We start from the raw sequence: 8,122 nt of genomic DNA, 5'->3' as shown, positions 1-8,122 counted from the left end.
CCGCCAGCGTTCGTCCTGAGCCAGGATCAAACTCTTTATAAATGATATTTATCACTTAAAAGTGTTAAATCTTGTTTCGCTCAGCACGCAATCGCTTGCGTCCTGTGTGAATTACTTTTGTTTGGAATTGTTTACCGTGTTTTTCCAACACGAATATAGGTTCCGTTACAAGTTCTTTCGATATTGTTCAATTTTCAAGGTCCTGTGCGCCGCAGCCTTGCGGCTGGCGACTTGATTATTTTACCACAGAAGCGGTTTTTTGTCAAGCACTTTTTTGAGAAGCTTTTGAACTTTTCAGCGTCTATTGGTTCTTTTCAAAGGCTTCCTGCTGAGGTTTTAGAAGTCATTCTTTTGTCTCAGCGCTTGGCGCTTAAGTATAATACCACACCCCGGGACAGTTGTCAACACTTTTTGACATCTTTTTTAAAAGAAAATTGAGTTTGCTTCACTTATATTGTGTTCATCTCCTCTCCCCCATACAAAAAGGCCGTCCATGCACTGCACAGACGGCCTTGGGTCTATATATAATTACTTATATAATATGCTCAGCGGATCTCGATACCCAGCTTGAACTTCAGGTTGCCGAGGATCTTCTTGACCACGCGCTCCACTTCCTCAGCAGAGACTTCCTTCTTGGGATCAGACAGGGACAGGCTGAAAGCCATGCTCTTTTTGCCTTCGCCAAGGTTAGCGCCGCGATAGATATCGAACAGCTTGACCTCGCTGACCAGCGGGCTGGCCTTGCGGATGGTCTCCTCGATCTCGCCGCAGGACACAGTCTCGTTGCAGACCAGAGCCAGATCGCGCTTGACCGGTGCATAGGGGCTGAGGGGCTTATAGCGCAGCTCGCCCTCTACGCAGGACATCAGTGCCTCGTAGTCCAGCTCACCCAGATAGATATTCTGGCTGTCCTTCTGCTCCTTGGCGATCTCCAGCTCAGCGTTGATCTCGTTGGCAAGCTTGCCGAACACGCCCAGACGCTTACCGTTGCAGTACACGGCGGCACTGATGCCGGGGTGCAGCCATGCGGCGGTCTCGCGCTGATAGTCGAAGGTCAGACCGAAGCCGGCTGCCAGTGCCTCCAGAGCGCCCTTGACGGTGAAGAAGTCCTCCTCAGGGCCGAAGGCACCGATGCAGAGAGTCTGGCGCTCGTGGGGGTGCTCATTGATGGGCAGCTCCTTAGCCAGATAGACCGGTGCCATCTCGAACAGGCGACCCTCGGCGTTGCCCTTTTTCAGGTTGTCCACGATGACGTTCAGCATGGAGGGGGTCAGCAGGGTGCGCATGATGGACAGGTTCTCGCTGATGGGGTTCAGGATGCGGATAGCCTTGCGGGCTTCGTCCTCGGCGGGGATATGCAGCATATCCAGCTCAGCGTTGGAGTAGAAAGCCAGCGTGGAGGCCTCGTAGAAGCCCTGTGCAGCCAGCAGACGCTTGGTCTTGAGCTGCTGCTTCTGGTCGTAGTTCAGGCCGCCGTTGGTAACGGAGGCAGTGTTCAGGAAGGTGGGCACGATATGGTCGTAGCCGTACTCACGGATGACCTCCTCGGCCAGGTCCGGGAAGCTTTCCACGTCATCGCGGTACAGGGGTGCGGACACATCCCAGCTGCCATCGGCCTGCACATCCACGGTGAACTCCAGACGCTGCAGGATGTCGATCATGGTCTGGTCGGGCACGGTAATGCCCAGCACGGCGCAGATCTTTGCCGGGGTGGTGACGATGTGCTTGCGCTCCAGCGGGCGGCCATCGGTCAGATCGTATTCCAGCGTAGTGATATCACCGCAATCCAGCTGCTGGATCAGGTGCAGAGCGCGTGCCAGACCCAGCTGCGGAGAATAGCGATCCACGCCCTTCTCGTAGCGGGCAGAGGAATCGCTGTTCTGACCCAGTGCACGGCTGGTCTTACGCACGCTGTCGCGGGCAAAGGTAGCGCACTCGAACAGCAGGCTGGTGGTGTTATCGTCCATGCCGGAGTTTGCGCCGCCCATGATACCGGCCAGTGCCACCGGCTTTTCGGCATCGCAAATGACCAGATTGTTGGGGTTCAGGGTGAATTCCTTCTCGTCCAGCGTGACGATTTTTTCGCCCTCGTGGGCGCGGCGCACATCAATAGTGCGGCCGGCGACCTTGTTCAGGTCAAAGGCGTGCATGGGCTGACCCATTTCCAGCAGGGTGTGGTTGGTGATATCCACCACGTTGCTGATGGAGCGCAGGCCGCACAGTGCCAGATGGCGCTTCATCCAGCGGGGAGACTCGCCCATGCGGATGTTGCGGACATAGTGTGCCATATAGCGAGGGCACAACTCCGGTGCTTCCACCTTGACGGTGATGGGAGCGTCCGGCTCGCAGACGGCCTTGTAGTCCATGGCGGGCATATGCAGGGGCTTGCCCAGAACCGCAGCCACCTCGCGGGCAATGCCCAGAACAGACTGGCAGTCCGGGCGGTTGGCGGTGATAGAGATATCGAAGATGTAGTCGTCCAGACCCACCACCGGGGCAATGTCGGTGCCGGGGACAGAGTCCTCGGGCAGGATGAGCAGGCCGTAGACCTCAGAGCCCGGGAACAGGTCATCGTTCAGACCCAGTTCTGCGCCGGAGCACAGCATACCGTTGGACTCCACGCCCTGCATCTTGCGGGCCTTGATGGTGATACCGCCGGGCAGAGTGGAGCCATCCAGTGCGGTGGGCACGCAATCGCCCAGCTTCATATTAGCGGCACCGGTGCTGATGCGGATCTCGTGGCCGTAAGCGCCGCAGTCCACCACACACTTGGTCAGATGGGTGCCCTCCTGCTTTTCCATCTCCACGATCTTGCCGACGACCACCTTGCTGATGCCAGCATCCAGCGGGATGAGCTCTTCCACCTCGAAGCCGCAGGAGAACAGCTTCTCCTCCAGTTCCTGTGCGGTAACATCGATATCAACGAATTCTTTTAACCAACTGAAAGGTACTTTCATTGTTTGTTCTCTCCCCTCTTATTCGTGGAACTGCTTGAGGAACTGCAGATTATTCTCGAACATCAGACCGATGTTGTTGATGCCGTACTTCAGCATGGCGATACGCTCGATGCCGATGCCAAAGGCGAAGCCGGAGTACTCGTCCGGGTCAATGTTGCAGTTCTCCAGCACCTTGCGGTTGACAACGCCGCCGCCCAGCACCTCGATCCAGCCGGTGTGCTTGCACAGGGGGCAGCCCTTGCCGTGGCACTCGAAGCAGCTTACGTCCACCTCCACGCTGGGCTCGGTGAACGGGAAGTAGGAGGGACGCAGACGGGTGCGGGTATCGGCACCGAACATCTTCTGCACGAAGGTGTTCAGCGCGCCCTGCAAATCGCCCAGCGTGATGCCCTTATCCACGACCAGGCCTTCCATCTGGTGGAACATGGGGCTGTGGGTAGCGTCCGAGTCAGAGCGGAACACGCGGCCGGGGATCAGCACCTTGATGGGCGGCTTCTGGCTGTCCATGGTGCGGATCTGACCGCCGGAGGTCTGGGTGCGCAGCAGGAATTCATCGGACAGATAGAAGGTATCCTGCATATCGCGGGCGGGGTGATCCTTGGGCACGTTCAAGCGGGTGAAGTTGTGGTCGTCATCCTCGATCTCCGGGGCATCTGCCACGGCAAAGCCCATGCCGGAGAACACGTCGATGATCTGGTTGGTGACCAGCGTCAACGGGTGCAGACCGCCCACAGAGCGAGTCTTGGCGGGCAGGGTGATATCCACCGTCTCGGCGGCGTTGCGGGCAGCAAGTTCTGCCTGCTTCACGGCCTCGGCGGCGGCATCGTAGTCTGCCTGCACCTTCTGCTTGAGTTCGTTGATGATCTTGCCCATGGCGGGGCGCTCTTCCGGCGCAACGGTGCGCAGATTCTTCATCAGGGCAGGGATCTTGCCGTTTTTGCTGAGGTATTCCTGCCAGAAGGAAGCCAGCGTCTCCTTGCTGGACACCTGACCAAGGCTTTCAGCGGCCTGCTTGGCCAGCTCATCGATCATTGCTTGCATGGATTTTCTCTCCTTTATTCTTTGTGTTCATGGAGCGGAGTACAACAAAAAAGCTCCGTCCCCTGCCCGACTGCTCAGGCAAAAGGGACGAAGCTGTGACCATTTCTGCTCCGCGGTACCACCCGGTTTCCGTCCGCACAAAGGCAGACGGCACTCAAACGCCGTAACGGGGCGCAACCGTCCTGTGCTAATAGATGCGTCCGCATCGTTCGCGCAGACCGCTCGGGAGCGAACTTCAGCCCCTGCCGCACATGGAAGCCCTTTCAGCCGGTGAAGCTTCTCTCTTTGCCGTGCAGACAGCGCCTACTCTCTCCGTCGCTGCGTTTGGTATTATGATAACCAAGAGTTATGTTACCACATTTTGCGGCGGTTTGCAAGCCGCAGAGCGGTTTTTGTTTGTTGGAGTTGCGTTTTGCGCCCTCTTTTCGGTCAGGCGGCAGGACTCGCAGGCTGTTATGCAGCACACCGCGAACACCAGCAGGGCACAATCTGTCGGCACGCGCCGCATGGGCACTACACGGGCGCACAGGGTATTGAAGCTTTCCACGGCACGCTCCGGCAAGCCCAGATAAAACAGCGCCAGCGAAAGCGGCAGGTGCAGTGCCCTGCCCCATAATAAGGGTTTGAACGAGACCTCCGGCGGGCAGAGGGTGCGCACTTGCAGCAACACCGATGCGCCCTGCACGCTGAGCGCGGCGCAGCACAGCCCGCTTGCCCACAGACCGGTGCGGGCGGCGTAGTCGCAGCCGGAGCACACCTCCAGCAGCATCGCCGGAAAGGGTGCAAGCGCCGCAGGCAGCAGCAGCCCACAGCCTGCCGCCAACAGCCGGAAATACAGCACAAAGCCGCATAATTTCAGGTAGGTCACCGCCGCCTGTGCAAGGATGGCATCCAGCGCGGGCGGCGGTTCTGCTTGCGCGGCAGCGAGCGGCACGGTCAAAGGCTCCGGTATGCCGCGGACACGGCAGAGCAGCGCCGCCGTCAGCCAGCCCGCCAGCACCTGTGCAGCAAACAGGCACACCCCCGCTGTGCGGCTGCCCAGCAGCTGCTCCCCTACCGTCAGGATGACAAAGGATGGCCCGGAGCAGATGCAGGCAGGCAACAGAGCTGAAGCTTCCTGCGGGGTCAGCTCCCTGCTGCGGACTGCCTCGGCAGCAGCGGCGGCGGCAGGAGCAAAGCCGCCCACAAGGCCGATGAGCAGCACACTGCCCGCGCTGCGGCTGCGCAGACCGATACAACGCACCACCGGCCAGAGCAGCACGCCCAGCACCTCGCCCGCACCGCTGCGCATGATAAGCGCCGACACCACCAGAAACGGAAACAGCGACACCAGCAGCGGCCCGCCGCAGAGCGCAAGACCCTGCCGCAAGGCATCCGCACAGGTCTGCGGCGCGGCAAATACCAGCGCCGCCGTGGCTGCACCCAGCAAAAAAAGCCCCGGATGCAGCGGTTTGCAGCTTTTACTCATAAGCACGCCCTCCCCCTCCATATATATGGAAGCATGGGCTGTGCAATGTACAAGGCGCGGGACGGGAGGGACAAAGATGGCCAGAGCACACCACGACCGGCGCACCCCGGGCGACTGGCTGCGCGGGCTGTTCCGACAGCCGCCGCCCGGGTTTTACAGCCGCCCTGCCGTATACCTGAGCGGCGACCGGATGGAGATAGAGCATTTTTGCACGGTGTTGTTCTTTGATGAAAACAAGCTGTGTCTGCGGCTGGCGAAGGGGCGGTTCACAGTATACGGCAGCGGGCTGCGCATCTGCACCCTGACCGCCGCACGGCTGACGGTGCAGGGGCAGTTTTTGCGCACCGATTTTTCCGATGAATAGGAGGCCGTCATGGAAGCTGCAAGCCTTTGGGCCGGAGTGCGCTTTACCGCCCGGAACGGCAGCCCCGAGGCGCTTTTGACCGATGCCGCCGGGCAAGGGCTGCATTTGTATGGCATCTCTGCCCGGCCCGGCGGCTTTTGTGCCCATTGCGCAGCATGGCGGTACCGGCGACTTGTAGCCCTTGCCCGGCACAGGCGGGTGCGGCTGCGGGTGGATAAACGGAAAGGGCTATATTTTTTGCTGCGTCCGCTGCTGCGGCGCAAGGGGTTATGGACCGGGTTAGCCGCTTGGGGGCTGATACTGCTCTGGCTGCAAGGGCTTATATGGGCGGTGGACTACAGCAGCCTGACCACCGGGCAGCAGGCGCGGGCGAGTGCAGTGCTGCGCAGCTGCGGTTTGCAGCCCGGCACTGTCGTAATCGAGGAGCTGCTGCGCACCGGAGAGTACGCCCTGCTGGAAAGCGGCGAGTTCTCATGGGCAAGCCTGAATTTTGAAAAAGGCAGGCTTGCGGTAGAAGCTGCTCCTGCCCGTGCACGGCCCGAGATCGCCGCAGGCACTCTGCATGGGCTGCGGGCAAAGTGCAACGGAACGGTGCTGCGTACAAATCTTGCCAGCGGAACCATGCTGGTAGTGCCCGGGCAGACTGTGGAAGCCGGACAGGGGTTGATTGGCACGGCGCGCAGCGAGCGGGACGGCACCTTGATCTTTGCCCCGGCGGCAGGCACGGTAGTGGCACAGCTGGAATGGGAGACAAATCAAAGCATTCCGCTGGCAGAGACCCTGCCGCAGCTGACCGGCGCAAATAAAGCGAATTACCGGCTGTTTTTTGCCGGGCATTCTGCCGCACTTTCGCCCTCCGCGCCCGAGGGGGACGGGCTATACCGCACCCGGCATCTGCAATTAGAGGTTTTTGGTCTGCCCCTGCCATGTGCGGTGGAGGAGACCACCTATTACGGGCAGCAGCAAAAAACGCTGTACCGTACCGAGGCGCAGGCGCTTACGCTGGCACGGCTGCAAGGGCTGCGGGCGCTGCACGATGCTTTCCCGGATGCCGACATCCTCGCCCGTCGGGAGGCATGCACCGTGCAGGAGGAAACACTGCATTACAATGCGGTGTATACCGTGGCGGCAGACATTTGCACATAGCAAAAGCCAGATGGTTTGGAATGGTCTCCGCTTTGCTCTGACCATGCTCACCGGAAAGATCAATGTTTATTTACCGGTCTGGAAAATCTGCGGATTTTCCAGACCGGTCTTTTCACGGGAGGGAGTGTGACGGAAAACGGCAGCTGTAAAAGCAACTCGATTCAGAAGCGCAGAAGCAAAAAAGGCGGCTGCACACAACTGCGCAGCCGCCTTTTGAAAAGCAAAATTTTTTATTGTACGGAATGTTCGGCTTCAGCGGCCTGTGCAGCCTGTGCATCGTACTCAGCAAGCAGGGCGTTCAGGTCGTACTGGTACTTGCTGTGGCAGAAGTGGCACACCACCTCACAGTTGGGGTCCTCGTCCCGCATACGCACAAGCTCTGCACGGCCAAGGCTGAGCAGCATCTCCTTGGTGCGCTCGGCGCTGCAATCGCACTGGTACTGCACCGTGCGCTCGTCCAGCACGTTGGGGGCAAAGCCCGCCAGCGCCATCTGCATCATGTCCTCGGGGGTCTTACCGGCATGGAGCAGCTCGGTGACAGAGGGCATGGCGTTGATGTTCTTTTCCAGCTGGTCGATCTCAGCATCGGTAGCGCCGGGCAGCAGCTGCACCATAAAGCCACCTGCGCAGAGGATGGACAGGTCCTTGTCCACCAAAACGCCCAGCGCCATCACGGTGGGCACCTGCTCGCTGTAGGCATAGTAGCTGGTCAGATCCTCGGCGATCTCACCGGATACCAGCGGCACCTGCCCGACTGTGGGCTCCTTTTGCAGGCGGTTATCGCGGATGACGGTCAGCACGCCATCCTTGCCCACGGCAGTGCCCACGTCCAAATGGCCGTTGGCTTTGGCGGGCAGCTCCACCAGTGGGTTGTCGATGCAGCCCTTCACGTTGCCGGTGCCGTCGGTGCAGGCAATGAGCACGCCCGCAGGGCCGCCGCCCGCCACACGCAGGGTGATGCGGTCGCGGTCGTCCTTGAGCATAGAGCCCATCAGGGTCGCGCCCGTAAGCAGACGGCCCAGTGCCGCACTGCAGGTAGCGCTTGTGGTGTGAAGCTTTTCTGCTTTACGGACGATCTCGGTGGAATCCACACCGCAGAACACGACACCGCCGTTCTCGGACAGGCCGCGGATCAGGTTTGCCATA

6 protein-coding genes are annotated in these 8,122 nt (G+C 59.9%); 2 read left to right on the top strand and 4 right to left on the bottom strand.

The features are described from left to right. Positions 1–545 precede the first annotated feature (545 nt). The 3 genes from pheT to WMO44_RS04680 form a co-directional block, all read right to left on the bottom strand. Positions 546–2,957, bottom strand: a complete 2,412-nt coding sequence (pheT, locus tag WMO44_RS04690) for a phenylalanine--tRNA ligase subunit beta (RefSeq protein ID WP_349151904.1) — start codon at positions 2,955–2,957, stop codon at positions 546–548. 18 nt (positions 2,958–2,975) lie between these two features. Continuing rightward, positions 2,976–3,998, bottom strand: a complete 1,023-nt coding sequence (gene pheS, locus WMO44_RS04685) for a phenylalanine--tRNA ligase subunit alpha (protein WP_055185221.1) — start codon at positions 3,996–3,998, stop codon at positions 2,976–2,978. 346 nt (positions 3,999–4,344) lie between these two features. Further along, on the bottom strand, positions 4,345–5,466 hold the full coding sequence (locus WMO44_RS04680; protein WP_349151903.1) for a hypothetical protein: 1,122 nt from the start codon (positions 5,464–5,466) through the stop codon (positions 4,345–4,347). 76 nt (positions 5,467–5,542) lie between these two features. Here WMO44_RS04680 and WMO44_RS04675 point away from each other — a divergent pair, with 76 nt between their 5' ends. Both WMO44_RS04675 and WMO44_RS04670 read left to right on the top strand, forming a co-directional pair. Continuing rightward, on the top strand, positions 5,543–5,830 hold the full coding sequence (locus WMO44_RS04675) for a YabP/YqfC family sporulation protein (protein WP_170126622.1): 288 nt from the start codon (positions 5,543–5,545) through the stop codon (positions 5,828–5,830). A gap of 9 nt (positions 5,831–5,839) precedes the next feature. Further along, entirely contained in the window at positions 5,840–6,976 is a 1,137-nt protein-coding gene (locus WMO44_RS04670; protein WP_349151902.1) for a sporulation protein YqfD, read from the top strand. A 230-nt stretch (positions 6,977–7,206) separates the two neighbouring features. On the opposite strand, the gene hslO is transcribed toward WMO44_RS04670, so the two are convergent. Then, positions 7,207–8,121, bottom strand: coding sequence for an Hsp33 family molecular chaperone HslO (hslO, locus tag WMO44_RS04665; protein WP_349151901.1), 915 nt, complete (start codon positions 8,119–8,121; stop codon positions 7,207–7,209). Position 8,122: the final 1 nt, after the last annotated feature.

Source organism: Faecalibacterium tardum (assembly GCF_040096515.1).
Taxonomy (GTDB): Bacteria; Bacillota; Clostridia; order Oscillospirales; family Ruminococcaceae; genus Faecalibacterium; species Faecalibacterium tardum.
This window is presented reverse-complemented; position numbering and strand designations above follow the sequence as displayed.